The sequence below is a fragment of the Caballeronia sp. PC1 genome (genome assembly GCF_021353155.1).
GTDB classification, from domain to species: Bacteria; Pseudomonadota; Gammaproteobacteria; order Burkholderiales; family Burkholderiaceae; genus Caballeronia; species Caballeronia cordobensis.
In genome coordinates this window covers 1,730,953-1,755,831 of the sequence record NZ_JAJUBH010000003.1, presented here as the reverse complement: position 1 = coordinate 1,755,831, position 24,879 = coordinate 1,730,953, and the positions used below count along the sequence as shown (strand labels likewise).

Annotated in this window: 26 protein-coding genes; 13 read left to right on the top strand and 13 right to left on the bottom strand. The window is 63.4% G+C overall.

The window, feature by feature from the left end:
• Window positions 1-56 precede the first annotated feature (56 nt).
• Genes LY284_RS32635 through LY284_RS32620 form a run of 4 tightly spaced genes read right to left on the bottom strand, consistent with a single transcriptional unit; the run spans window position 57 to window position 3,644 of the window.
• A complete protein-coding gene (locus LY284_RS32635; RefSeq protein ID WP_233390561.1) occupies window positions 57-1,061 on the bottom strand; it encodes a DUF1839 family protein in 1,005 nt (334 codons plus the stop codon).
• A complete protein-coding gene (locus LY284_RS32630) occupies window positions 1,058-2,110 on the bottom strand; it encodes an amino acid--[acyl-carrier-protein] ligase (RefSeq protein ID WP_233391099.1) in 1,053 nt (350 codons plus the stop codon). The genes LY284_RS32635 and LY284_RS32630 overlap by 4 nt, the downstream gene beginning before the upstream one ends.
• A 32-nt stretch (window positions 2,111-2,142) precedes the next feature.
• The gene (locus LY284_RS32625; protein ID WP_233390559.1) at window positions 2,143-3,396 is read right to left on the bottom strand and encodes an acyl-CoA dehydrogenase family protein; all 1,254 of its coding nucleotides are present in this window, start codon (window positions 3,394-3,396) and stop codon (window positions 2,143-2,145) included.
• The gene (locus tag LY284_RS32620; protein ID WP_045460334.1) at window positions 3,393-3,644 is read right to left on the bottom strand and encodes an acyl carrier protein; all 252 of its coding nucleotides are present in this window, start codon (window positions 3,642-3,644) and stop codon (window positions 3,393-3,395) included. The genes LY284_RS32625 and LY284_RS32620 overlap by 4 nt, the downstream gene beginning before the upstream one ends.
• Window positions 3,645-4,068: 424 nt before the next feature.
• On the opposite strand from LY284_RS32620, the gene LY284_RS32615 reads away from it, so the two are divergent.
• The gene (locus LY284_RS32615; RefSeq protein WP_233390557.1) at window positions 4,069-4,761 is read left to right on the top strand and encodes a YdcF family protein; all 693 of its coding nucleotides are present in this window, start codon (window positions 4,069-4,071) and stop codon (window positions 4,759-4,761) included.
• 9 nt (window positions 4,762-4,770) lie between these two features.
• Here the strand turns inward: LY284_RS32615 and LY284_RS32610 are convergent, their stop codons facing one another.
• Window positions 4,771-7,452 carry an excinuclease ABC subunit UvrA gene (locus LY284_RS32610; RefSeq protein ID WP_233390555.1) on the bottom strand — a complete coding sequence of 894 codons (2,682 nt, stop codon included), beginning with the start codon at window positions 7,450-7,452 and terminating at the stop codon, window positions 4,771-4,773.
• A gap of 154 nt (window positions 7,453-7,606) precedes the next feature.
• On the opposite strand from LY284_RS32610, the gene LY284_RS32605 reads away from it, so the two are divergent.
• Window positions 7,607-7,858 (top strand): hypothetical protein, encoded by a 252-nt coding sequence (locus LY284_RS32605; protein WP_077161342.1) that lies wholly within the window; start codon window positions 7,607-7,609, stop codon window positions 7,856-7,858.
• 33 nt (window positions 7,859-7,891) lie between these two features.
• On the opposite strand, the gene LY284_RS32600 is transcribed toward LY284_RS32605, so the two are convergent.
• Window positions 7,892-8,314 carry a hypothetical protein gene (locus LY284_RS32600; RefSeq protein ID WP_014252194.1) on the bottom strand — a complete coding sequence of 141 codons (423 nt, stop codon included), beginning with the start codon at window positions 8,312-8,314 and terminating at the stop codon, window positions 7,892-7,894.
• 586 nt (window positions 8,315-8,900) lie between these two features.
• On the opposite strand from LY284_RS32600, the gene LY284_RS32595 reads away from it, so the two are divergent.
• A complete protein-coding gene (locus tag LY284_RS32595) occupies window positions 8,901-9,656 on the top strand; it encodes a FadR/GntR family transcriptional regulator (RefSeq protein ID WP_233390553.1) in 756 nt (251 codons plus the stop codon).
• Window positions 9,657-9,660: 4 nt separating this feature from the next.
• On the opposite strand, the gene LY284_RS32590 is transcribed toward LY284_RS32595, so the two are convergent.
• Window positions 9,661-10,071, bottom strand: a complete 411-nt coding sequence (locus LY284_RS32590) for a hypothetical protein (protein WP_233390550.1) — start codon at window positions 10,069-10,071, stop codon at window positions 9,661-9,663.
• Window positions 10,072-10,507: 436 nt separating this feature from the next.
• Here LY284_RS32590 and LY284_RS32585 point away from each other — a divergent pair, with 436 nt between their 5' ends.
• Both LY284_RS32585 and LY284_RS32580 read left to right on the top strand, forming a co-directional pair.
• Window positions 10,508-11,593: a glycosyltransferase gene (locus LY284_RS32585; RefSeq protein ID WP_233390549.1), complete on the top strand. Its 1,086-nt coding sequence runs from the start codon at window positions 10,508-10,510 to the stop codon at window positions 11,591-11,593.
• Window positions 11,590-12,444 carry a polysaccharide deacetylase family protein gene (locus LY284_RS32580; RefSeq protein ID WP_233390547.1) on the top strand — a complete coding sequence of 285 codons (855 nt, stop codon included), beginning with the start codon at window positions 11,590-11,592 and terminating at the stop codon, window positions 12,442-12,444. The genes LY284_RS32585 and LY284_RS32580 overlap by 4 nt, the downstream gene beginning before the upstream one ends.
• Here LY284_RS32580 and LY284_RS32575 read toward each other — a convergent pair.
• Window positions 12,434-13,273 (bottom strand): alpha/beta fold hydrolase, encoded by an 840-nt coding sequence (locus LY284_RS32575; RefSeq protein WP_375294310.1) that lies wholly within the window; start codon window positions 13,271-13,273, stop codon window positions 12,434-12,436. The two genes, LY284_RS32580 and LY284_RS32575, sit on opposite strands and share 11 nt — an antisense overlap.
• Window positions 13,274-13,534: 261 nt before the next feature.
• Between LY284_RS32575 and LY284_RS32570 the strand changes: the two genes are divergently transcribed.
• Both LY284_RS32570 and LY284_RS32565 read left to right on the top strand, forming a co-directional pair.
• Window positions 13,535-14,182 carry a carbonic anhydrase gene (locus tag LY284_RS32570; protein ID WP_233390542.1) on the top strand — a complete coding sequence of 216 codons (648 nt, stop codon included), beginning with the start codon at window positions 13,535-13,537 and terminating at the stop codon, window positions 14,180-14,182.
• A gap of 82 nt (window positions 14,183-14,264) precedes the next feature.
• A complete protein-coding gene (locus LY284_RS32565) occupies window positions 14,265-15,800 on the top strand; it encodes a SulP family inorganic anion transporter (protein ID WP_045460357.1) in 1,536 nt (511 codons plus the stop codon).
• Here LY284_RS32565 and LY284_RS32560 read toward each other — a convergent pair.
• From LY284_RS32560 to LY284_RS32545, 4 genes are all read right to left on the bottom strand, one after another.
• Window positions 15,767-16,591 carry an anti-sigma factor gene (locus tag LY284_RS32560; RefSeq protein ID WP_233390541.1) on the bottom strand — a complete coding sequence of 275 codons (825 nt, stop codon included), beginning with the start codon at window positions 16,589-16,591 and terminating at the stop codon, window positions 15,767-15,769. The genes LY284_RS32565 and LY284_RS32560 overlap by 34 nt on opposite strands.
• Window positions 16,588-17,106, bottom strand: coding sequence for a sigma-70 family RNA polymerase sigma factor (locus LY284_RS32555; RefSeq protein WP_233390539.1), 519 nt, complete (start codon window positions 17,104-17,106; stop codon window positions 16,588-16,590). Before LY284_RS32555 ends, LY284_RS32560 begins: the two co-directional genes overlap by 4 nt.
• 4 nt (window positions 17,107-17,110) lie before the next feature.
• A complete protein-coding gene (locus tag LY284_RS32550; protein ID WP_233390537.1) occupies window positions 17,111-17,647 on the bottom strand; it encodes an anti-sigma factor in 537 nt (178 codons plus the stop codon).
• Window positions 17,648-17,757: 110 nt separating this feature from the next.
• Entirely contained in the window at window positions 17,758-19,005 is a 1,248-nt protein-coding gene (locus LY284_RS32545) for a LysR family transcriptional regulator (RefSeq protein WP_233390534.1), read from the bottom strand.
• A 153-nt stretch (window positions 19,006-19,158) separates the two neighbouring features.
• Here LY284_RS32545 and LY284_RS32540 point away from each other — a divergent pair, with 153 nt between their 5' ends.
• A complete protein-coding gene (locus LY284_RS32540) occupies window positions 19,159-19,659 on the top strand; it encodes a universal stress protein (protein ID WP_233390532.1) in 501 nt (166 codons plus the stop codon).
• 10 nt (window positions 19,660-19,669) lie between these two features.
• Here the strand turns inward: LY284_RS32540 and LY284_RS32535 are convergent, their stop codons facing one another.
• On the bottom strand, window positions 19,670-20,365 hold the full coding sequence (locus LY284_RS32535) for a GntR family transcriptional regulator (protein ID WP_233390530.1): 696 nt from the start codon (window positions 20,363-20,365) through the stop codon (window positions 19,670-19,672).
• Between the two features lie 212 nt (window positions 20,366-20,577).
• Between LY284_RS32535 and LY284_RS32530 the strand changes: the two genes are divergently transcribed.
• The 5 genes from LY284_RS32530 to LY284_RS32510 all read left to right on the top strand — a co-directional run bounded on the left by LY284_RS32530 (window position 20,578) and on the right by LY284_RS32510 (window position 24,879).
• A complete protein-coding gene (locus LY284_RS32530) occupies window positions 20,578-21,273 on the top strand; it encodes a GntR family transcriptional regulator (RefSeq protein ID WP_233390528.1) in 696 nt (231 codons plus the stop codon).
• Between the two features lie 259 nt (window positions 21,274-21,532).
• Window positions 21,533-22,483 carry an ABC transporter substrate-binding protein gene (locus LY284_RS32525; protein WP_077160788.1) on the top strand — a complete coding sequence of 317 codons (951 nt, stop codon included), beginning with the start codon at window positions 21,533-21,535 and terminating at the stop codon, window positions 22,481-22,483.
• A 7-nt stretch (window positions 22,484-22,490) separates the two neighbouring features.
• Entirely contained in the window at window positions 22,491-23,351 is an 861-nt protein-coding gene (locus LY284_RS32520; protein WP_077160789.1) for an ABC transporter ATP-binding protein, read from the top strand.
• Window positions 23,348-24,106 (top strand): ABC transporter permease, encoded by a 759-nt coding sequence (locus LY284_RS32515; protein WP_233390526.1) that lies wholly within the window; start codon window positions 23,348-23,350, stop codon window positions 24,104-24,106. Before LY284_RS32520 ends, LY284_RS32515 begins: the two co-directional genes overlap by 4 nt.
• Entirely contained in the window at window positions 24,103-24,879 is a 777-nt protein-coding gene (locus LY284_RS32510; protein WP_053571242.1) for an ABC transporter permease, read from the top strand. Before LY284_RS32515 ends, LY284_RS32510 begins: the two co-directional genes overlap by 4 nt.

Here is a 24,879-nt window from a genome sequence, read left to right as displayed (position 1 = left end):
CGATGGAATGGGGAACGAAAACGAAGCCGCGCGAGAGGATCGCGCGGCTTCGGCGTTCAGAGAAAGCGCGCGGCAAGCGGCTCGATGACTTTATCGTAGGACGCCTGCATCGAATCGAAGCAATCCTCGCACGCGTCGGTGCGCGAACGCATGCGGGCGCGCGCGAGACGGAACTGCATCACCATCGCTTCGCTCGCGAGCGACTGCGCGCTCGTCTGAATCTCGACGGGCACCTCCACGCCATGCTTGCCCAGCCAGCCGAGATACTTCGCCAGCAACTCGAAGTTCGAGCCCAACTGCCGCATCACGTTGAACGTGTAGAGGTGATAGTACGCAGGATCGCGTTCGAGCAACGCGCGCAAATGCTCGGGAAATGCCGCGCGCCATTGTTCGACGGGGTTCACCTGCGGACGATCCGCGAGCCGCAACGCAAGCAGTTCGAGCGAGCGCTGCACGAGCGCCTCGCCTTCGAGCGGGGCACGCGCGCGCTTCACGAACTCGACGTACGGAAAGAGCGCGTGCACGTCGCTCGCGAGGCCGGGCATCAGACGGAAGACGCCGTCGTAGTCTTCGCCCGACAACACGAAATAGCCCGCGTTATGGAAGTACGTGATGCGCTTCGCTTCCGTGTCGATGGCGTCGATGGCGATAGTCGTCTTCGTATGCGTCTGCCGGTACGCGGTCGCGCGCGTGTCGGGCAGATAGTACGCATCCATTTCGACCACCACCATCTGCCCGCGACGCGTCTGCTCGCGCACGTGCGCTTCCACCGTGTCGTAGATCGCGAGCTCCTGCGCCTGAAGGCCGTAGAGCCGCGCGATATCGTCGAGCGAGAACTTCGGGAAGGTGAACTGATCGCCCTCGAACGCCTGCGTCACCGTGAAGCCGAGCCCCGCATGCGGATCGCAACGGTAGTGATGCAGCAGCTCGATCCACAGATCGACGTAGCAATTCGTTTCCAGCCACACGCGCTCTTCACGATGCAGCGCGTGTTGCTGAAAGCCGCTATCCGCAGGCGTGGACGTGGCGATCACGGTTTCTGCCGGCGAGCGTGCGTTCATACGTTCGTTCCCAGGTTCGCGAGGCCTTGTTCGATGAGCGGCGCCTTGTCGCCCCAGAGCAACTGGCGCACTTTCTCGGGCCACGCATTCACATCGAGTCCGTGATGACGGAACAGCGCGAGCGTGGTGCGCTCCATGCCGAATCCGACGCACGCGGTATGCGCGACTTCGTCGTCGGCCTGACGGATATGCCACAGCTCGCCGAAGTGATCCTGGTGATAGTTGAACGACAGGCACGCGGTCGGACGATCGGGCGTTGCGACGGGCACGAGCAGTTCGAACTTGAGTTGCTGCGCGCGCTGGCTGTCCGCGACGATCATGCCGCCACGCCCGAAGAACGGATCGTTGGCGAGATCGATCTCGAAAGGCAATTCGAGCAGGTTCACGAGCAGCGAGCCGCGCTCGATCCACTTCTGACGGAACGCCATGACCTGTTCGGGGCTGCCTACGCGAATGTACTCGCGCATGCGGAACATCTGCATGCGGCCCGGATCGATGGACGGCTCGTGGCGGAAGCAGTACGAGAAGGCGTCGAAGGTCGCGCCGTCTTCGGCGAGATTGCCGCGCTTCGCGACGAGCGGATAGATCGGATAGCATGCGGCCGGCGTGAGCACGAGGCGCGTGGGCTTTTGCTGATCCATCCATTCGTCGGAGCGCTCTTCCTCTTCGCCGACATGCACGATCTTGTCGAGCGCTTCGAGCAGGCGATGATGCCCGCGGTCGTTGCCCTGGAAGCTATGGATCGTGCCCGCGAGATTCGGGAAGCTCTTCAGATACTCGCTGTCCTCGAAGTCGCGGCGGCGCATCGCGGGCGGAAAGCGCAGCACTTCCGCGTGCTGATCGGCGCCGAGCATGGTGATCGCCTGATTCAGGCGCTCGACGACATCCTCGAATACTTCGCTGCGGCCATACAGACCGTCTTCGCCCGTGTCGAGCAGAATGCCCGCCTCGAGGAGACGATCGCGCAAGGTCAGGTCCGATTTATCGTACGGGGCCTGAGCCGCTTCCGCTTGTTGTGCTTGTTGGGCTTGTTGTGCTTCGGCCTGCATCATCGCGGCCTGTTCCGTCGGCATGTTCATCGTCAAAGTGTCCCCGTTGCGGCGCGCTGCGCAAGCAGCAGATTCGCCGTGTTCAATTCAATGCGGTCGTTGCTGATCATGAGCGGCGACGAGTGCAGATCGCGCAGATGCCGTCCCACGCTGAACGGCGTGTCGTTCTTGTAGCCCGCCATGCCGCAGATCATCAGCGTCTCTTGCACGACATGCACGGCCGATTGCGAAATCGCCAGCTTGAGCATGTTGAGGTCGGCATTGATGCCGATCGATGCCGCGAGCGGCGCGTCGTCGTCGTTGCTCTGGCTCGCCTTGCGCGCCGCGCGCTGCGCGCTCGCGGCTTCGACATTGGCGAGCGATTCGCGCAGGCGCGCCTGCATCATCTTGATGAGCGTGAGCACTTGCGAGAGCCGCGCGGCCGAAGGCGGCAACGCGGGCTTGCCGCGCGCCTGATTGCGGAAAAACTGATGCGCGCGGTTGGTCGCATCGCTCGCGATGCCGCACCAGACCGCCGACCACAAGGTATGCGATACGGGCAGCATGCTTTCGTCGGCGATCTTCGAGAACGGCGTGGGCAGGATCTGCTCCGCGGTGCCGCTCGCGACGAGACGATGCCCTTCGCTGCAAGTACCGCGCATGCCGAGCGTGTCCCACGTGCCGCGCTGTTCGAGCGTGAACGTATCGCGAGGCGCGACGATCAGGACCTGATCCGAAGGCGGCGCATCCGGATGACGGCGCGCCGTGACGAGAATCGCGTCCGCATACTTGCCGTACGAGATGGTCGGCGCGAGCTTCTCGATGCGAAACGCGTCATCGACGAGATCGACCGCGCACGCGCTCGTGCGCATGTTGCCGCCGATGTTCTCTTCCGAGGTGGCCGATGCGAGCAGCAATTGCTCGCCGACCATGCGCGCGAGAAAGTCGCGCTGCCACGCCACGTTCGCGCCGTGATCGACGATGCACACGACCTGGCTCTGATGCATCGCATAGATCATCGCGGACGACGCGCAGCCTTGCGCGAGGGCTTCGCACAGGCGCGCCACGCCGGTGAGCGAGAGACCGTCGCCGCCGTAACTCGCCGGGATCATCGCGGAGAAGAGGCGCTCTTCGCGCATCGCCTTGACGGCTTCGGCGGGAAAGCGCGCCTGCCGGTCCACCGCATCGGCGTGCTTCGCCGCGACGGCGGCAACACGCTTCGCGGCTTCGATCAGCTCGCTTTCGCTGCGCGCGCCGGCGCTCTGCGCGAGCTCGGCGATCTCCAGCTCCTGGGCGGGCGCGTTCATGCTGCCGCCTGCGCGCGACGCAGTTCATCGACCGCCGCCGCGAGCGAATCGACGCTCGAGAACAGGCGGCGCGTGAGCATGTGGTCGGGAATCTCGATGCCGAATTCATCTTCGATCGCGAGCATCACATGAACCGTGGCAAGCGAGGAGAGACCGGCGGAATAGAGATCGTCGCTGTCGGAGAGCGTGTCGATGGGCACGTCGAGACGAGCGGACTCGGCGAGGATACGGCGCAATTCAGTTTTCATTGTGTGTGTTTTCCCTGTTACCCGACCAACGGTCAATTTAATCCGGACTGCGACGATGAATTCTTATCGAATGCCGCATTCATTCCGGAACGTGCTGACAGCGGTGTTGTTCTTCTCTCGTGAAGACGGTTTCACGAGCCTCCTCTCACGCACTGCCGTTTTCTTTGTTTGATCGTATTTAACGGATTTGCGGCACTATGCGTCCGTGCGATGGCGCACGGAGGGCTTCCAAGAGCCATGCGGCGTTATGTGCGATAACCCGCACGCTTTTAATCGCCGATATCGTTCAAACTCCTGCTGGCCGTGCTTTACGCAATGCGCATTGTTTGTCCATATCAATCTTGCAAGTTTTATGCGAGATTGAAAGCAATCTGAAAATATAAGGACGCGGGTGAGGTAATTGGTACTGATTGCGCTACTGCTTATGTTTGTGTTGCTGTTCGTCGTCTGGAATAAACGGCGCGCCACGATTTTCATGCTGGCATGCGCGGTATTCTGGCTGCTCGGAAGCTGGCTTGCGGGGCCGCTCGTGTGGATCGCGAATTCCGGGTATGGCTCGGCGCGGGAGCCGCATCTGGGTGCGCGCACGGCGATCATCGTGCTTGGCGGGGGCACGCGCCACGATTTCTACAAGCGTCTCGTGCCCGAAGGCGATGGGATGGCCCGCATCGATCTCGCGGCATCGCTCTACAGGCGCTGTGTCGAAACGGAAAAGTCGTGCTTCGTCGTCATGAGCGGCGGCAATCCGCAGCATCATGAACAGAGCGAAGCCGATCTCTATAGCGGCTTTCTGCTCGACGCGGGCGTGAAGCGCGCGGATCTCGTCATCGAAAATCAGAGTCTCGATACCTACGAGAACGCGCGTAATACGGCAAAGCTGCTACGGTCGAGGCAATACGACACGTCGGTGCTCGTTACCTCGTCGCTGCATATGCGCCGCGCGATGCTCGCGTTCGGCAGTTTCGGCATACATCCGCAGCCGGCGGTGGCCTCGATACGCGAACCGGATTCGCGCTGGGTGCTGCGACCGGCCGCATTGTTCGATTCGAACCGCGCGTTGCACGAGCTGGTCGGCATCGCGCGATTTTATGTGTGGCGATGGATAGGGTTGTATTGACGCGACTCGTCAACTCGCGCGGTCCGACGAGAGCGCCTCGCTCAGATAACCCGCCGTGCGGCTCGCGGCATGCTTCGCGATGCGTTGCGGCGGCCCTTCCACGACGATCTTGCCGCCATCCTCGCCCGCGCCCGGACCGATATCGATGACCCAGTCGGACGACGACGCGACCCGCATGTCGTGCTCGACGACGACCACGGTGTTGCCCGCATCGACGAGTCCCTGCAGTTGCGCCATGAGGCGGTCCACGTCGGCGGGATGCAGACCCGTCGTCGGTTCGTCGAGGATATAGAGCGTGTCGCCGCGGTGCGCGCGCTGCAGTTCCGTCGCGAGCTTGATGCGTTGCGCTTCGCCGCCGGAAAGTTCCGTGGCGGGCTGCCCGAGCCGCAGATAGCCGAGACCGATGTCGCGCAGCACGGCAAGCGCGCGCATCACGTTCGGTTCATCGGCAAAAAAGTCGCACGCGGCATCGACGCTCATGCCGAGCACGTCGGCGATGTTCTTGCCGTGCCATTCGATCTCCAGCGTCTGCGGGTTGTATCGCGAGCCGTGACACGTCGCGCAGGACGTGTAGACGCTCGGCAGAAACAGCAGCTCGACGCTCACGAAGCCTTCGCCTTCGCAGGTCGGGCAGCGCCCTTGCGCGACATTGAACGAAAAGCGCCCCGCGCCGTAGCGGCGTTTGCGGGCGGCGGGCGTGTCGGCGAAGAGCTGGCGAACGTGATCGAAGAGGCCCGTGTAGGTCGCGAGGTTCGAGCGCGGCGTGCGGCCAATTGGCTTCTGATCGACGCGCACGAGACGCCGGATCGTCTCCATGCCCTCGACGATGCGCCCGCCCGCGGAGGCGTCGGCGGCTGCGAAGAGCGGGTCCTGCTCGTCGTCCTGAGGGTCGTCGAGCGCGCGTCCGAGCCGTTCGGCGACGAGTTCCGGCAGCGCCTGGCTGACGAGGCTCGACTTGCCCGAGCCTGAAATGCCGGTGACCGTCGTGAAAGCGCCGAGCGGAAAGGCCGCGTCGATGCCATGCAGATTGTTGCGTGTGATGCCCTCGATCCTCAGCCAGCCGCGCGGCTTGCGCGCCGCACGTTCGCTCGTCTTCTGCGAGGCGAAAAGATGCGCGCGCGTCTGCGATTCGACGACCGATGCGAGGCCTGCCGGCGGTCCGCTATAGAGCACATGTCCGCCGCGCTCGCCGGCGGCCGGACCGACATCGACGAGCCAGTCCGCGCGCCGCATCGTATTCAGATCGTGCTCGATGACGAAGAGCGAATTGCCCGCCGCCTTAAGACGCTGCAACGCGGCGAAGAGCGCTTCGCTGTCGGCGGGATGCAGCCCCGCGGACGGTTCGTCGAGCACGTAGACGACGCCGAATAGTTGCGAAGCGAGTTGTGTCGCGAGCCGCAGCCGCTGCAATTCGCCGGATGAGAGCGTTGGCGTCGCGCGATCGAGCGAGAGGTAGCCAAGGCCGAGATCGATCAGCGTGGCGAGCCGCTCCAGCAAGTCGGCGGCGATGCGCTCAGCGGCGGCGCGTTTCTCGCCGGAAAGGTTGGCCGTGCGGCGCACGTCGGGCGCGGCCTTGTGCGCCGAGCCGCCCGCCGCGACGCGCTGCGCCACAGCGGCGTCGCGCGCTTTCTTCGTGAGCGCGGAGCCGGGCGCATCGGCGTGAGCGGGCCATTCGCCGCGCGCGATGGGCGCGAGCAGATCGGCGAGACGGTTGAGGGGCAGCCGCGCGAACTCGGCGATGTCGAGCCCCGCGAAGGTCACGGACAGCGCTTCCTTCTTGAGCCGCTTGCCATGGCACGCGGCGCAATCGCTGCCGATCATGAAGCGCGACACGCGCTTTTTCATGAGCGCGCTTTGCGTATGCGCGAAGGTGTGCAGCACGTAGCGGCGCGCGCCGGTGAAGGTGCCCTGATAGCTCGGCTCGGCGCCGCGTTTGAGCGCCGCCTGCGTTTCCTTCGGCGTGAGTCCGGCGTACACGGGCGCGGTCGGCTGCTCTTCGGTGAAGAGAATCCAGTCGCGGTCTTTCTTCGGCAGGTCGCGCCAGGGGGTGTCGACGTCGTAACCGAGCGTGACGAGAATATCGCGCAGATTTTGCCCGTGCCATGCCGGCGGCCAGGCCGCGATGGCGCGCTCGCGAATCGTGAGCGAGTCGTCCGGCACCATCGACTTTTCCGTGACTTCGTAGACGCGGCCGAGACCGTGACAGACCGGGCACGCGCCCTGGACCGTGTTCGGCGAGAAGTCTTCGGCGTACAGCATCGGCTGTTTCGGCGGATAGCTGCCGGTGCGCGAGTACAGCATGCGCACGAGGCTCGACAGCGTCGTCACGCTGCCGACCGATGACCGCGCATTCGGCGCGCCGCGCTGCTGCTGGAGCGCGACGGCGGGCGGCAGGCCTTCGATGGAATCGACCTGCGGCACGCCGACCTGCTCGATCAATCGCCGCGCATACGGTGCAACCGACTCGAAGTAGCGCCGCTGGGCCTCGGCGTACAGCGTGCCGAACGCAAGCGACGATTTCCCCGATCCCGAGACACCGGTGAACACGACGAGCGCGTCGCGCGGCACATCGACATCGACGTTTTTCAGGTTGTGCTCGCGCGCGCCGCGAACGCGCACGAAACCTGCTCTCGATGCAGATGCGGCATCGTCGCGATCGACTGGCTTGCGGGTGGTTTTACGGACATCCATGGGCAGGGCGGAATGACGGCCAGACGCGGCGTGGAGGTTGAGAAGGAGATTGAGCAGCGAGCATGCAGCATGCCATATACCAGATGGCATTTTGCGTTATGCATATTGCGTGCGGAATGCAAACCGACTGGCGATGAAACCGAAGGAGAGGACAATGACGACGGCAGTGTGGAAGGTGTTGCTCGCGGCGGCCGCGGGCATGACGATGGGCGTCTCAGGCGTGGCGCTGGCGCAATCGGGCGGCGGCAATGGGAATGGCGGTTCGGGCGGAGGCAATGCGCACGGCGCGGCGACAGCCGGGCCGACCGTTGGCGGCGAAAGTACGTCCGCGCCCGGCAGCGCGCGTCAGGACGGCGCGCATGGCAAGCACAAGAAGAAGGCGAAGCCCGCGACGCAAACGCAATAAAGCAATGAAGCCATGACGCGCGGGCGCTGCGGATCAGGCCGCTACGCTTTCCACGTCGATATCGTCGGTACCGAGGCGCGAGAAGATGTCGCACACCGCGCGCATCTCGGCTTCGTCGCGAATGCTTACGATCACGCGCGTGATCGCACAGGCTTCGTCCGCGTCGCCGCCATCGGCGCCGAACGAGGGCAGGATGTCGTCGCCGGTCATATCGAGGCCGAACGGGTAGTCGTGCGTATCGACCACGCCGAGATGCTCGCCGTGGCCCGCGTACTCCGCCGCGATCCACTGGGTCTGCGCGTTGTTGCTCTGAGTCTGCGAAGCGTGGAAATCGGCAAAGCCGCTCATGCTCGCCAGGCGCACCCGGTCGCCCGCGATGCCTTCCGCGCGCAAGTCTTCCAATGCTTCGTCCAGCTTTCGCGCGCCACAGAACGCGCCGCTTACTTCACGCATCATTGCTCGTCTCCTTGCCTGCCAACCTCGATGCTGCGCCTCAGTATCGCCGTGAACCCGGCGAATGGGAATACGGATGTTCACCGGCTTTCGCCTGATGGTTGATGGCGACGCGCGAGCTGCGCAACGCATGTGACGAGACGCACAGACACGCGCGGATACGCACGAAACCAGCCGGTGAACCGCTGTGCTCAGGCCCGCGAGTGCGCGAGGAGATGGCGAATCCAACGGATGCGGACATGGATTCGCGAGCCGGACGATAAAGCGAACTCGCCCTATACAGACGAGCGCGCACGGCCGATATGCGGCTGATGCCGCCTGACTGGCGCGTTTTCACTTCATGCGGTACTTCAACTTTACGCCGCAACCGGCGGTTTATCAACGGGTTGCTTTGTCCCTAATCGCATGATTTCGAGGTGTTCGTCATCGCCTTACCCGACTCCTGATTCGCTTAATCGTTAAAACGAATGCTGGTTCTAAATCGGCGTGCGCAAGGCGGCGGCATCTTGCGTGCAAAATTCGATAGTCATCGTACAAGCTGTCGCGCGCCCTATAATGAGCCGGTCAGCACACCATGATCGGCCTTTCAATGTCCCAAGCACTCGCGTCCGGCGCGCTTCGCCGCTCCCGCAATCTCACCGAGGAAGTCGTCGCCGAATTGTCGGAGCGGATTCGCAGCGGCGCGCTTCAGCCGGGCGACAAGCTGCCGACGGAATCCGAAATCATGGCGCAGCTCGGCGTGAGCCGAACGGTCGTGCGCGAATCCATCTCGCGGCTGCAAGCGGCGCGGCTCGTGCAGACGCGTCACGGCATCGGGACGTTCGTGCTCGAAGCGGGCGATCAGGACCGGTTCCAGATCGAAGCCGCAGGCGATCTCACCGTGCGTGACGTGATGGCCATTCTCGAACTGCGCATCAGTCTCGAAGCGGAAGCGGCGGGTCTCGCCGCCATGCGCCGCACCGATGACAATCTCGCGCAGATGCGCCGCGCGCTCGACGAGTTCGAGCGCCTTGTCGAAGCGGGCGAGGGCAACGACGTCGCCGCCGATGTCGCGTTCCATCTGGAACTCGCAAAGGCGACCGGCAATCGTTACTTTCACAGCATCCTGAGTCAGCTCGGCAACACCATCATTCCGCGTACGCGCGTCAATTCCGCGGCGCTCGCGCACAACGATCCGGGCAGCTATCTCGATCGCGTGAATCGCGAGCACGAAGACATCTACGATGCGATCGAGCGTCGCGATCCCGAAGCGGCGCGCGCGGCCATGCGCATGCATTTGTCGAACAGCCGCGAGCGTTTGCGGCGTGCGCATGAAGCGTTGTCGAAGTCGCAAGACGCGGGGTGAACCTCTAGTCCTCGTCGAGCATGACCGACAGCGTTCCCGGTTCGCTTTGCACACCCACGTCGAGATCGATCTCGTGCGGCGTCATGGTGGCGATTGCGCGCAGCAGACGCGGCGAGAAGCGCGCGCCGAATCGCGCAATGTCGGCTTCGCGCGTGGCGTCATCGGCATGAGATAGCGCGCGCAATTCGCTCAACGGCAAGCCAACGAAAAGATCAAGCGGATACGGCGGCGCATCGGCATCGGCCGACGTTCGCGCTGATTCCGGCGCGCGAATGCGCAAGCCCGGTTGCAGATGCGATTCGAGTTCCATCGTCACTTCATAGCTGGCTTCGGCCTCCAGCGCCGAGTGCGCTTCGCTGCGTAAAAACGGCGTGACGGATTGAAGGCGCGCGAGTTCTTCATCGGACAGCAGCATGATTTTCTCCTCGAAACTTCGATTCAAGTTATCACGCTCACTCGGCACTCGCTGAGACGGGGCAAGGTCTCGATGAACAATAGTTGGTCGAACGAAATGCAAACGTTTGACGCGTTTGCTTGAGTGCTTCGTCGCACTCGATTGCCTTTGCTTATCGATCTGAAACTGACAAAATCGCCATGCAGGCGTCAACCGGACGCTGGTTCGAGCCGTTATCAAGACGGGCGCAAAACTTTACAGCTAGCGATTGTTTTTAGCACCGGCGGCACCGGTCTTTCATTACGCTAACAAGCCCAGCATTTTCTTCCGAGAGCCTCGTTCGAGGCAGCATTCAATCCCTTGCGTTTTCCTTACGAACCACCAAGGGCAGCAAGCTAGACGAATTATTACCAAATATTTCGGCGCGTCACCGCCGGAATCATGGAGAGCAGAGCACTTGAAGATCCTACATAGCGAGTCCTCAACGGGATGGGGCGGTCAGGAGATCCGCACGTTGAAGGAGATGGTGGCGCTGCGCGACGGCGGCCATACCGTCGAGCTGGTGTGTCCGATCGAGGCGCGCCTCGGGCATCGCTGCAAGGAACTCGGTTTCACCGTGCATCACGCGCGCATGCGCGGGGGCGGCGACATGCAGTCGATGCTGCATATCGGCGCGTTGCTGCGCCGCCGTCCGTTCGACGTGGTCAACACCCATAGCGGTCACGACAGTCTCGTCGCGGGCACGGCGGCGCGGCTCGCGCGCACGCCGCTCATCGTGCGCACGCGGCATCTCGCGCTGCCCATTTCCTCGCTCGCCACCTATACGTGGATTCCGCATCGCGTGATCGCCGTGAGTCATTACGTGCGCCGCTATCTGATTTCGGCGGGCGTCGCCGAGAAGCGGGTGCAGACGATCTATGACGGCATCGTCAAGCCGCAGCCCGTCGCGCATTCGACGCTGCGCGAGGAACTCGGTCTCGGCGACGATGCGTTCATCGCGTGCATGGTCGCGATCATGCGCGACAAGAAGGGCCATGAAGATCTGATCGCCGCGGTGCGTCCGCTGCTCGACACCTATCCGCACCTGCACGTCGTGATGGCGGGCGACGGCGATCTGTACGTTCGCATCAAGGGCATCGTGGATGGCCTCGGTCTCGCGCATCGCATTCACTTGCTGGGCTTTCGCACCGATGTGCCGAACATCTTTCGCGGCTCCGATCTTTTCGTGCTGCCCACACATCAGGAAGCGCTTGGCCAGGCATTCATCGAGGCGATGGACGCGGGCTTGCCGGTCATCGGCACGCGTGTCGATGGCGTGCCCGAACTGATCGAAGACAACGTGAACGGCCTGCTCGTGCCGCCGCACGATCCGGTTGCGCTGCGCGCGGCGATCGCCCGCATGATCGACGATCCGGCTTTGCGTCAACGTCTTCAACGCGAAAGCGTGCGCATCACCGAACGCGGCTTCACTGTCGGCGAAATGGCGCAAGAGACGGCGCGCTTCTATCAGCGCGCCTTGCAGGAGCGGGGGCATCCGCAATGAGCAGGAAGCAGGCACGCGCCGTTCCCGTGTTGATGTACCACCACGTCAGCACGTCGCCGGGCATGATTACCGTCACGCCCGGGCATTTCGCCGCGCAAATGGATTATCTGGCGAGCGCGGGTTATCGAACCATCGGCTCGGCACAACTCGCGGCGTTTCTGCGCGGCGAAGACATGCCGCCGAAATCGATCGTCATTACGTTCGACGATGGTTATCTCGACAACTGGGTGCACGCGCATCCGGTGCTCGAGCGCCACGGCTTTACGGCCTTATGCTTTCTCGTGAGCAGCTGGCCGGGCGAAGGCCATGTGCGCCCGAATGCGGCGTATGCGGGTTCGGCCTTGCCGGCTCTGCTCGATCATCATGCGGGCGAACGCGCGATCGAGAGCGGACGTGCCGACGATGCGATCCTGCGCTGGTCCGAGATCGAAGCGATGCGCGCTGCCGGCACGTTCGAGTTCCACAGCCACACGCATACGCATGTGCGCTGGGACCGCGTTGCGGGCTCGTCGGGCGAGAAGCGCGAACGGCTGCACGACGATCTTCACGCGGCGCGTTCCGCGTTGCGCGCCCGCCTCGGCGAAGTCTCCGATCATCTGTGCTGGCCGCAAGGCTATTACGACGACGACTATCGGGAAGTGGCGCTGAGCGCGGGCTTCAGGCACTTCTATACGTGCCATACGGGCACGAACGTCGGCGCGAATCCGCTCGATCGCAACGCGTCGGCCGATGCGGAGCGCACCATCAAGCGGCTCGAAGTACGCGATCGTCCGGCGTCGTGGCTGGCGTCGCGCTTATGGGTGCATACGCGGCCCGCGATCAGCCGGGCCTATCTCAAGATCAAGCGCTGAATCGCGCGCGATGCGATTGCACGAAAGCGGCAATCGCATCGTTCACTGCTTCGGCCGCATCGCGATGCGGCGAGTGCCTGCACTGCGCCAGCTTGACGAGTTGCGTGTGCGGGACGGCCGCCTCGATCTCGTCGAGTTGCAGCATCGACGCGTATTCGTCGTCGTAGCCCTGTATCGCCAGCAACGGGCGCGCGATCGACGTTATCTCTTGCGTGATGTTCCAGTGAAGAAACGCGGGATTCAGCCACGCGTCGTTCCAGCCGTAAAAGGCTGAATCCACGTCGTCGTGATACGCACTCAGCTTTTCCCTGAACGACGTGGTTTCATACGTGCGACGGGCCTTTTCGATGCCTTCCACCGTCATTGTCTCGACGAACACATGCGGCGCCATGATGGCGAGACCGGCGAGCGCTTCGGGAAAGGCGCTCGCATACAGGAGCGCGATCGTGCCGCCGTCGCTATGGCCGAAGAGCCACATGCGCGCGCGCTCATCGGCGCCGATGCCGAGCGCATCGAGCAGGGCGGGCAGCACGTCATGCGCTTGCCTATGCAGAAATTCGACCGGCCACTTTTCTTGGGCCCGTCGAGGCGTAGAGCGCCCATAACCCGGTCTCGAATAAACGAGGCCGCGGCATTCGAGGCGATCGCATAGCGTCTGTGGCCAGTCTTTCCATAGCGCGATCGATCCCAACCCCTCATGCAGGAATAGCGCAATGGGCGCCTCGGCACGTTCCGCATTCAACCACTGATATTCGATATGCACCGGATAAGCACCGTCGTTCAATTCGACGAAGCGCGTTGCATTCATATTCTCTGCCGGGCCGTTCATGAAAGTTTTATGACTGAATGTCGATCGATAAAGATTAGCAGACCCCAATGCATGCACCGCAATAAAACCTGACCGCGCGATGCATGATTCACGCGGGTGCACGGTGAAATTGAAACATCATATTTTTTCTCTGGACGGCGCTGAACTTTTTCTGCGAAAGTTATTCGTAAGGAACTCGCTGCAGTGCAGCGTAGCTACCGCCCTTTTTAAATACCCGCGTCGTTGCTGAAGACGCAAACGTTTGCTTCTGGAGAGAAATGCATGAATCGACCGAAACGGATGCTGCTGGAAAACATCGCCTGGGCGCGCGAAACCGCGCATGCGGATGCGGAGTTCTTTCCGCGTCTCGCGCAAGGGCAAAGCCCGAAAGTGCTGTGGATCGGTTGCGCGGATAGCCGCGTGCCCGCTGAAACGGTAACGAACGCCAATCCCGGCGATTTATTCGTCCATCGCAACATCGCGAATCTGTTTTCACCTTCGGATGACAACACGATGAGCGTGCTCGAATACGCGGTGCGCGTGCTGAAAGTCGATCACGTGATCGTATGCGGCCATTACGGATGCGGCGGCGTGCGCGCCTCGCTGCTGCCGCAGTCGAGCGACTTGCCGCACGTGAATCGCCGTATCGCGCCGCTGTGCGCATTGGGCGAGCGGCATCGCGCGGAACTCGATACCTTCGCCGATCTCGATACGCGCGCCAATCGCCTCGCCGAATTGAACGTGCTGGAGCAAGTCCGCCTCTTGCGGCAACACGCGGTCGTGCGCGAGCGCGACGAGCCGCCCCTCGTTCATGGCTGGATCTTCGGCCTGCATGACGGTCTTATCGACGTGCTCGCGTCTGGCTATGCGCAAGCGGGCGAAACGCAAGACGCGGCGCACGTGCAAGTGGTATCGCTTCAGGCCGCTTAAGCCGGCTTTTTCCAATCGATAGCTTGTCGATGCGAAGTCGCCCCGCGACGTTCGCAGGCCCCAACTCGTTCGAAAAAAACTCATGAATCAAGCTAACCGTCTCGCCACTTTTCCGCGCGATGTATTCGCGGGCACTGTCGTATTTCTCGTCGCGATGCCGCTCTGTCTCGGCATCGCCAATGCATCGGGCGTCGAGCCGTTTGCCGGGCTGTTGTCGGGCATCATCGGCGGGCTCGTCGTGGCGCTGCTGAGCGGCTCGCAATTGAGCGTGAGCGGCCCTGCCGCGGGTCTCATCGTGATCGTCGTCGATGGCATCGCGGGTCTCGGCAGCTTTTCCGCGTTCCTGCTTGCCGTGCTGCTTTCGGGCGCGATCCAGTTCGGCTTCGGCATGCTGAAAGCCGGACGTTTCGCGGCGTACGTGCCTTCGTCGGTCATCAAGGGCATGCTCGCGGCCATCGGCCTGCTGCTCGTCATCAAGCAGATTCCGCTCGCCGCGGGCTTCGCCAATCAAGGCGCGCCGGCTGCGAGCGGCCCGGGCATGCTCGGCACGCCGTTCGGTCCCATATCGATGGCGGCGTGCATGGTGGCTGTCGTATCGCTGGTGATGCTGGCCGGCTGGGAAACACGCGCGATGCGGCGCTTCGCGCTGGTGCGCGCGGTGCCCGCGCCGCTCGCGGTGGTCGCGTTCGGCATCGGCATGACGCTGTTGCTCGATATGTTCGCGCCGGGGTTCGCCCCGCCCGCACAACATCGCGTTGGTTTGCCGTCACTTGAAACGTTTGCGGCCTTCACGAATGCGCTGGAATTGCCGAATTTCGCTCAACTCGCGAATCCCGACGTGTGGCGTCTTGCGCTGACGCTCGCGATCGTCGCGAGTCTCGAAACGCTTCTGAGTCTCGAAGCCGTGGAGCAGCTCGATCCGAAAAAGCGTGCGGCGCATCCGGATCGCGAGTTGAAGGCGCAAGGCATCGGCAACATGATGGCGGGCGCGATCGGCGCGTTGCCGATCACCTCGGTGATCGTGCGCAGCTCCGCGAACGTGCATGCGGGCGCGCAGAGCCGCTGGTCATCGTTCGTGCACGGCGTGCTGCTGCTCTTGAGCGTGTTTGCGCTGACGAGCGTGATCAACCTGATTCCGCTTGCCTGCCTCGCGGCGATCCTGATCTTCACGGGACTCAAGCTCGCCAAGCCTTCGCTGTTCGCGGCGGTCGCGAAGCAGGGCCTCGAACGCTTTGCGCCGTTCGTCGTCACGATTGCGGGCGTGTTGCTGACGGACCTGCTGATGGGCATTCTGCTCGGCATCGCATGCAGTCTTCTGCTTGCGATTCGCGCGAACCTCGAACGCCCGATCACGCTGGCGCAGCACGACGACCATTACCTGCTGTCGTTCCGCAAGGACGTCTCGTTTCTCGGCAAGGTCACGCTCAAGCATCATCTGCGGACGATTCCCGACGGCGCCACGGTAATCTTCGATGCCTCGCGCGCCGACTATATCGATCCGGACGTGCGCGAGGAAATCGAACGGTTCATGGCGGCCGCGCCATCACGCGGCATGCATGTCGAATGCAGAAAGCTGCCGCGCGCTCAACCCGGCGTCGATGGCGTCAGTTGCGCGTAGACATCGTGCGCGAGTTCGAGCATCACCTTGCGATCGATGCCGCCCGACACCGCATAACCGAAGTCGCCGTCGATCCAGTAGAACACGTTCACCGGCCCGTCCTGGTACAGCCTGAACGCGGTGGTGTTCGTGCTCGTCTTGCGATGCGAGATGCATAACGTGACGCGCTCGCCCTTGGCACCGCGATACATGAACTGCGCGGTCGGACCATTCTCACCGGGGAGAATGCGTCCGCCCATCAACTCGAAGCCGTTTTTCGTGAGCAGCGGCGGATGCACGTCGGTGCCGAGCTTGTTCGAAAGATATTGAACGAAGTCTTGATCGCGATCTTTGCCGATGTCATCGGGGCGATCGACGGCGGGCATGTACACGACATGCGCGATCGCGGCCTGTCGCGCCATGCCTTCCATGCCGTCGGCGCTCGCGTTGCGGATGTTCGTCGCCGCCGCGCCCGATAACGACATGGCGTCGCGCCCCATGTTCGTGCCGACGCCGATGCCGATGCCCAGCACGAGCGCCGCCGCCATGCCGGCGAATTGCGGCCAGTTGGCCGCGCCGAACCAGCGCCGGCGCTTCAAGGTCCGCAAGCGCGCGGGCATGGGTTCGTTGAGCACGCGGTCGTAGCGCTCATGAAACATGTTGTTGAGCGAGAAGTAATCGCTCACGCGCGCGGCCAGCGTGGGATTCAGCTCGATGGCCCGCTCGACCTGTGCGCGGCGCGCGGCCGACAGCGCGCCGTCGACATAGGCATGAATGTCCTCTTCACTGATCGGAGTGTGCTGGTCGCTCATCGCACCACCTTCAACTTTGCATTGGGCTGCGTGCCCGCCATCAATGCACGCAGGCGTTCGCGTCCGCGCGATAGCCGCGACATCACGGTGCCGATGGGAATATCGAGCGCGATCGCGACTTCGGCATAGCTCATTTCTTCGAGCCCGACGAGCAGCACCACTTCGCGCTGCTCGTCGGTCAGACGCTGCAGCGCATAGTCGAGATCGCGCACGTCGAGAGAATGAAATTGCGGGGCGGGCACGGCGAATTCGCGTTCGTCGATTCCCTCATCGTCGACAGAAACGTGTGCCGCACGCGCCGATGCCTTGCGCATCTGATTCACGAATACGTTATGCATGACGGTGAAAAGCCACGCGCGCAGATCGGTGCCCGCCTCGAACATCGCCGTACGCGACAGCGCGCGTTCCATCGTGTCCTGCACGAGATCGTCGGCGAGGTCGCGATTGTTCAGCAGCGCGCGCGCATAGCGGCGCAGCCTCGGCACGTGTTCGATCAGTTCATCGCGGACGTCCATCGCTTTATCGCCCGGGCATCGCGGTCAGCGCGTCGGCGGCGCGCATGAGCCCATGCGTGCCGGCGCGTCCCGCGAGTACATGACGCTTGCCGCCGCTGGTCCACGTAAGCAGGCGGATTTCGCCCACGCGCCGCGCGCTCCAGTGCGCATCTTCGCTCGCGAAGGGCGCGGAGGCGACGAGCAGGACAACGGCGTCGCCGTCCGCATTGCGATAGTCGAATTCATCGATCCGCGCGAGCCTGGCGGGCTGCCGTGTTCGGCTCGCGACCAGTTCGAGGCCGACCGGCGTCAGTTCGATGAAATGCGGATCGTGCGACACGAGCGGTGGAGCGTTCGCGCCGCGCGCACTCGACGTTTCCGCCAGCGCCATGACCGCGGCGGCATCGAGCATGTCGGCGCATGCGCGCGTGGCCGCGCACCAGCCGGCCGCGGCTACGGCTGCCACAATGCCCACGCCCAGGCTCACGCCGGCGAGCGAAATGCGCGCCGGGCGTCGGGTCGCGATAGCGTGCAGGCGGCGTGTAGGAAACAAGTGGTCCATGTCGGTGCATCGAAATTCCGGGCTCTCGATGCGCTAACAGTCAGGACGAGCGTTTTATTCCCGCCATTGCGCCTATTTTTGCCAGACGCTTCAGCGCGAGCAACACGCGGTCATGCGCGGCGCATGTCATGTCCGAGCCGATCGACGGTCAGCCGTATGGCGTCGATCAAAGCCCGCGCCGCCGGAGAGGGCGTGCTGCCCGCGCGCAGCGTGAGCCCGATGTCGCGCCGCGTGTTTCGAAGCGGAATATCCATCACGACGAGTTGGCCCGATTCGCATTCGTAGTGCAACTGTTGCGCCGAAACAGCGGCGAGCATGTCGGTCTGCGACAGCAGTCCGCGAATGACGGCGAGGTCCGCGGTTTCGACAGTCGGCATCGGCGGCTTCAGCTTCCAGCGCTTGAACTGCGCTTCGAACATGCCGCGCGCGGGCGCCTGACTGCGCGGCAAGATCCATTGCGCGGAGATCAGATCCTTGAGCGTCAATCCGCCCGCGCTCGCGCCCGCCAGCGGATGCCCGCGCCGCGCGATCACGACGATGTCTTCCGACATGAGGCGTTCGTTGACGAGGCCGCTCGACGCATCGTTCTGCCGCAGCGCGCCGAGCACGAAGTCGATATCGCCCGCGCGCAAGCCTGCGACGAGCGTTTCATACGCGCTCTCGTCGGTCACGATGCGCACGCCCGGATAGTGCGCCGCCACGCGTGCGATCGCGCCCGGCAGGATCAGCGTTCTGCCCAGCGGCAGCGAGCCCACCGTCACGTACCCCTGTATCGTGCCGCGCAAGGCCGCGAGATCGTCGGGAATATGGCGCAGTTCGTTCAACGCGCGGCGCACATGCAGGAGGAAGGTCTCGCCTTCGCTCGTAAGCAGCAGTCCGCGTGGACTGCGATAAAACAATGGCATACCCGCGCCCGTTTCCATGATGCGAATCGCGCTGCTCACGGCCGGTTGACTGAGCCCCAATGTTTGCGCCGCGCTCGGCATGTGCCGATGGCGCGCGAGCGCGGAGAACAGTTGCAGTCGCCGCGTGTTGAGCAGAAACGCGGGAAGCGTCCCGCCGCTTGCGGTTCTGCGGCGCGATTGACGCGCCGCGCACCATTGCGCCAGTTCCTCCAGCTCGCCGAAGATGCGCTGGCAGCGCAACAGCACGGCGCGTCCCGCGGGCGTCGGCAACATGCCCGAGGGACGGCGTTCGAGCAAGGTTTCGCCCACTGCCGCTTCGAGTTCCTGCAAGGAACGTGTGACGGCCGACTGCGCGCGGAACAGCGCGGCGGCGGCGCGCGTGGCGCTGCCCGTCTGCGCGACGAGGCGGAATGCGCGCAAATACGCGAGATTGAGCAATTCGCGATGGTCCATGGGCCGGAGCGAGTGAATGCGAGGCCATCAGTTTAATTTATCGGACCGTAGCGCCTCGTCCGACGCCTGCGCTCATTGAAAGCTAATTCTCGGCAACGATCATGACGTCATGCACGAAACGACGCGTGCTTTCATTGATCGGAGGGTTGCGCCATGTATCGACATATTCTCGTCGCCGTGGGACCGGGCTTCAGCGAGGCCGCCATGTCGACCGCCATCGCGCGGGCGCGTGACAACGACGCGCGTCTGACCATCCTGCATGTAACCGAAACCACGCGATGGTGGGCGGGATGGCAGGGCGACAGTCTGTGCGACATGCCCTCGCTCGTGACACAGCTTGCACTCGTGATCCGCCGCCATTGCGAACGGATGACGCAGCGCGAGGGCGTGGATGCACAGTGGCTCGTGCGCACACTGCCCGAAGCGGGCCGAAGCGTAGGCCGCGTCATTGCCGACGAGGCGAATCGGCTCGACGCCGATCTCATCGTTCTCGGCGCGGAGAAGCGCGGGTTTTTCGGCATCGGCATGCATCATGTGCGCAATGTCGTGTGCCGCCATACCGAGCGCGAAGTGCTGATTGCGCGGGAATGCGCCACGTCGACGGTGCGCGTGACCGGCTTGCGCGGCGCGCTATTGCAGGCACATCACGCGTAATGCGGTGCGATCAGACGTCGAGAATCCGGTAGCGTTGCAAGGCCTCGATTTGCGTCTGAAGATTGCGCGCGCGATGCTCGCGGCAAAGCGTTTCCGCCGATAAGGCATCGCCTTGCCGCAAGGCATCGATGATCGCGCGCAGTGCCTGCGCTTGCGATTCGTCGGGGTCGATCAGACGCAAGGTCAGTTCGCGCACGCGCCGCACCTGATCCGAGCATTCGCCGACGATCTGCATGAGACGCGGGTTGTCGCTCAGTTCGACGAGGCGGGCATGAAACGCTTCGCGCGCGGCGGACCATGCCTCGCGATCGTTCTTCGAGAAAGCGCGCTCCATGTCGGTGCACGCTCTTTCCAGCGCCTTGAGTTCGCGCGCGCCCGGCTTGCGCGCGGCGACGGCCGCCGCGGCCGTTGCTTCGAGACTCGTCTGCACCTGACAGACTTCCTCGATATCCGCCATCGACACATTGCGCACGCGCATGCCGTGGCGCGGAATGATCTGCACGAGATGCTCGTTCTGCAGACGGATGAGCGCCTCGCGCACCGGCGTGCGGCTCACGCCGAACCGTTCGACGAGTTCCTGTTCGAGCAACTGCGTGCCGGGCCGCAGCTCGTTGCTGAGGATTTTTTCGCGCAGCGCCTGATAGACCGTGTCGGTCGATTTCTCACGCGGCTTGCTGATCGCTTCGGCGGTCCGGGCTGGAGCCATGATGGGCGTTCCGAAAACGTTGCCGTCGATGCACGGACGCAATGTCCGCCGAAATGCGAACTGGCGGACGGAATGCCTTCATTATATGTATCACTCAACGCATACGTTACTGCCCGGAGAAAGAAAAGATTTGCTTGTCCCGGACGTCTCACGCGACCTTGATGCGGTGCTAACATCGGCGCGAAGCGATGATTCCTTCATGGAGTTCAAGCATGACCGCCTCGCGCGTTACCGTCACGTCGAATCCCGCAAGGCGCAACACGACTGAGCTCGCGTATCGCGAACTGCGCCGCCGCATCATCGAAAGCGAACTGACGCCGGGATCGTACCTGCTCGAACAGGAACTCGGCCTCATGCTCGGCTTCAGCCGCACGCCGATTCGCGAGGCGGCGCTGCGCCTGCAGGGCGAGGGGCTGGTGCAGATCGTGCCGCGCCACGGCATTCGCATCGTGCCGACGTCGATCTCCGATATCCAGCATATCTATCAAGTGCTGATGAGCCTCGAATCGACGGCGGCGGGACTCATCGCGGCGAGCAAAGACGCGGATCTCGCACCGCTCGTTCACGCGTGCGAGACGATGACCGGCGCGTTCGAACGCGGCGACATGCTCGCCTGGGCGGAGGCGGACGAGGTCTTTCACGAGACGCTCGTCGCCTCGTGCGGCAATGCGCGCCTTCACGCGATCGTGATGAATTGCCGCGATCAGGTGCACCGCGTGCGCCGCTTCACGCAGAGGGTGAAGCCTCATCCGCAGCCGCTGAAATCCATACAGGAGCACTACGCGATTATCGACGCGATGCGTTGCGGCGATGCAGCGAAAGCAAGCGGCCTGTATCGCGCGCATCGCGAGCGCGGGTGGCGCGACCAGACCAGCGTGCTGCAGCAATACGGCATCCAGCAAGCCTGATTCAAAACTCACGCCAGCGCGCACGAGGGTATCTACGCCCTCGATGAATCTGGACTTTCGCTAAGTTAATGCATACATTAACTTGCACGGTTATGCGATGCGGCCATGTGCTCGCGGCAATCGCAATACCGGGAGCAGGTCCAAAAAACACAGTGCGGCCGCATGCGCCGAGCACGCTGCGAAACCGCCGGTCACGGATGGAGACGCCTACATGTTTGCGCCTGAAAAGATCGCGAGATTCGCACGCGGTGCCTGCTTCATGTCTGTCGCCGCGGCGCTGGTCTGCAGCGCCGCCGTGCGCGCCGCGCCGCTTACCGTCACGCACTGGGGCGACGGCATGTACGGCGTGCCGTTCGCGGTCGCGATGGAAAAGGGCTTCTTCAAGGAAGAAGGCGTGGACGTGTCGGGCTTCATTACGTCGGAAGGCGGCGGCACGACGGTGCGCAACGCGATGGCATCCGAGATTCCCTATGGCGAAGTCGCGCTGCCCGCCGCGATCTCGGCGGTGAAGCAGGGCGTCGATCTGACCATCGTGCATGGCGGCGTGCAGAGTCTTGCCGACCTCGTATGGGTCGAGAAGAAGGACGGCACGATCACCGGCATCCAGCAGATGAAAGGCAAGACGATCGGGTATAGCAGCCCGAAATCGACCACCGACACCATCGTCACCATTGCGCTCGATCGCGCCGGACTGACGGGGCAAGTGCAGCGCAAACCCGTCGGCAGTTCGAGCGGCATGCTGACTTCCTTGCAGCAGGGCGCGGTCGATGTCGCGTACATGACCGAGCCGTCGTATAGCGCGAAGAAGGATCAGTTGCGCATCGCGTTTCGTTCGACGGATATCGTGCCCAATGAAACGCAGACGGTCGGCATCGTGCGCACCGACTATCTGAAGGCGCATCCGGAAGTCATCAAAGGCATCATCAAGGCGCGTCGCAAGGCGGTGCAGTACCTCGTCGCGCATCGTGACGAGTCCGCGCAGATGCTCGCGAAGCAGTACAAGATGGACCCGGCGGTGGCCTCGTCGGCGGTGAATAACGTGCTCGATTCGGACCCGAAGTACTGGAGCGAAGGCAGCTTCGATCGCAAGGGCATGGACGAAGTGCTGAAGGGCCTGATTCTCGTGAAGGCGATTCCCGATGGCGCGTTCGACTGGTCGAAGATCGTCGACGAATCGCTGTTGCCCGCCGATCTGCAAACGAAGAAGTGAGGCTGCGATGAGCGTGTTGTCACGTCGCACGAAGATATCGGTCGTATCGCGCGATCCGGCTTCAGAGGACGCCGATCGCGTGCAGGCGCGTCTTGCCGATGTCACGCGCATCTATCCCGGCACGGCGGACAAGCCGCCGTTTCATGCGCTCGGGCCCGTGAGTCTCGAATTGCGCGCGGGCGAGTTCTTCTCGGTGGTCGGCCCATCGGGATGCGGCAAATCCACCTTGCTCGACGTGCTCGCGGGTCTCAATCCGGCGAGCGGCGGCACGGTGGAATTCGAAGGGCAACCTGTAGGACGTGAAGTGCCGGACGGCGTCGCGGTCGTGTTCCAGGAAGACGCGAGCTTTCCCTGGCTCAACGTATTCGATAACGCCGCGTTCGCCGCACGCCGCGCGGGCGTGCCGGAAAACGAGGTGCGCGAGCGCGTCGATCATGCCTTGTCGTTCATGGGCCTGAAGTCGTTCGCGCGCGCGTATCCCGCGCAGCTTTCGGGCGGCATGCGCCAGCGCGTGTGCATTGCGCGCGCGATGGTCGTGCGTCCGCGTCTCATGCTGCTCGACGAACCGTTCGGCGCGCTCGACCAGCAAACGCGTCTGCTGATGGGCGATGAGATGCTCAAGCTCTGGCGCGATACGGGCGCAACCGTCATGCTCATCACGCACTCGATCGACGAAGCCGTGTTGCTGTCGGACCGCATCGGTGTGATGTCGGCGTGTCCGGGCCGTTTCATCGCGACGATCGAAACCGGCTGGACGCGCCTGCGCGACAGCAAGATCGCACTCGATCCGCGCTTTGGCGAACTCACCGCGCAAGTGTGGGGCCTGTTGCGCGATGAAGCGTTGAAAGCGCTCGGGAGTCGGCCGTGAACACGGCCGCGCGCTGGCGTATCGGTCTCGTCGTCGCGCTGCTGCTCTTGCTGGAAATCGCGACGCGTCTCGCATGGATCAATCCGGTGTCGTTCATTCCGCCTTCGCGCATGGCGGTGAGCGCGTGGGACATTCTCACGTCCGGACAGTTCACGATCGATATCCTGCAGACGCTCGGCAGCGCCATGCTTGCGGTGGCGCTCGCGGTGATCGCGGGCTTTATCGGCGGCGTGCTGCTGTTTCGCTTGCCGCGTCTGCGGCGCGTGCTCGATCCCTTGCTGCTGTCGTACTATGCGGTGCCGGTGTTCGTGCTCTATCCGATTCTCATCGTGATCTTCGGCTTGAATCGCTGGCCGCTGGTCGGCATCGGCTTCCTGTTCGCGGTCGTGGCGATGGCCGTGAATACGCTCAACGGTCTGGAGCGCGTGCCGCGCGTGCTCTTGCGCACCGCACGCGTGTGCCGTCTGAGCACGCTGGATGAAGTTCGCCTGATCACGCTGCCCGCGAGCCTGCCGTTCGTATTCACCGGCATCAAGCTCACGGTCGTGTACGCGTTCATCGCGGTCGTAGCGGGCGAGTTCGTGCTGTCGGGCTCGGGCTTCGGCTATCAGATCGCATTCGCGTACAACGCATTCGACAATCCGACGATGTACGGCCTCATGCTGCTGATGCTGGTCTTCGTCACGACCATCAACGGCTTGCTGCGCCAGGCCGAACGGCGGCTATACCGGCGCATCAGAAGGGAGGCGGCATGAGCACCGTCGTCATTACGCATGGCACGAGCACGCGGCGCGTGCGGCGCTGGACCGACGCGCTCGTGCTGGTCGTCGTGCTCGTCGCGTTGTGGCAGGCCGCGAGCGAACTGCTCGGCCCGGATGTGTTGACCACGCCCGCGCATACGGTGCAGCGCGCGCTGCATATCGTGAGCGATGCGGATTTTCCGGCGAGCCTGTATGTGACGTCGCTCGCGTTCGCGTCGGCGTTCGCGATATCGGCGATCGCGGGCGTATGCCTCGGCCTGCTGCTCGGCACGCGCCGCATGGCCGGCGACGTCATGGAGCCGCTGATGATGGGCTTCTATTCGATTCCCAAGGTCACGCTGTATCCGGTCGTGCTGCTCGCGTGCGGACTCGGCCTGTGGGCGAAGATCGTCTTCGGCGTCATGCATGGCATCGTGCCGATCACGCTCTTCACGATGAACGCGGTGCGCAACATGCCGCCCATCTATGCGCGCGCGGCCAGAACGTATCGCATGAGTCCCGGCGATTTCGCGCGTCACGTACTCATTCCCGCCTGCGTGCCGGAGGTCGTCTCGGGCCTGCGCATCGGCTTCTCGCTGACGCTGCTCGGCACGCTGATCGGCGAGATGTTCGCCTCGCAAAGCGGCATCGGACGCATGTTGATGATCGCGATGAACCGCAACGAAACCAGCACGATCATGGCGCTCGCGCTGATGCTGTTCGTGTTCGCGACACTCGTCAATCTGCTGTTCCTCACATGGCAGCGTCATCTCACGCATAGCGACTGA